Below are 458 nucleotides of genomic sequence, written 5' to 3' on the forward strand. Positions count from 1 at the left end.
GGCTTCTCGGCGATGACCGCCTCGGTGGTGAGGAAGAGCGCCGCGATGGAGGCGGCGTTCTGCAGCGCGGAGCGCGTCACCTTGGCCGGGTCGATGATGCCCGACTCGAACATGTTGACGTACTCGCCCGTGGCCGCGTTGAGGCCCTCGCCCGGAGTGAGGTTGCGGACCTTCTCCACCACGACGCCGCCCTCGAGGCCGGCGTTGACGGCGATCTGCTTCAGCGGCTCCTCAAGCGCCTTGCGCACGATCGCGGCACCGGTCGCCTCGTCGCCCTTGAGCTCGAGCTTGTCGAACGCCTTGGCGCCCGCCTGCAGCAGCGCCACGCCACCACCGGGGACGATGCCCTCCTCGACGGCCGCCTTCGCGTTGCGAACGGCGTCCTCGATGCGGTGCTTGCGCTCCTTCAGCTCGACCTCGGTCGCCGCGCCGGCCTTGATGACGGCCACGCCGCCGGC

The 458-nt window shown here is 70.7% G+C and carries 1 protein-coding gene; it reads right to left on the reverse strand.

Annotation, left to right across the window (positions count from 1 at the left end):
* Nucleotides 1-458, reverse strand: a 458-nt coding sequence (locus tag V5E28_RS49165) for a TCP-1/cpn60 chaperonin family protein (RefSeq protein ID WP_336217213.1), incomplete at both ends; no start/stop codon positions are given.

The organism is Nonomuraea sp. LPB2021202275-12-8 (assembly GCF_037044575.1).
Lineage (GTDB): Bacteria > Actinomycetota > Actinomycetes > Streptosporangiales > Streptosporangiaceae > Nonomuraea.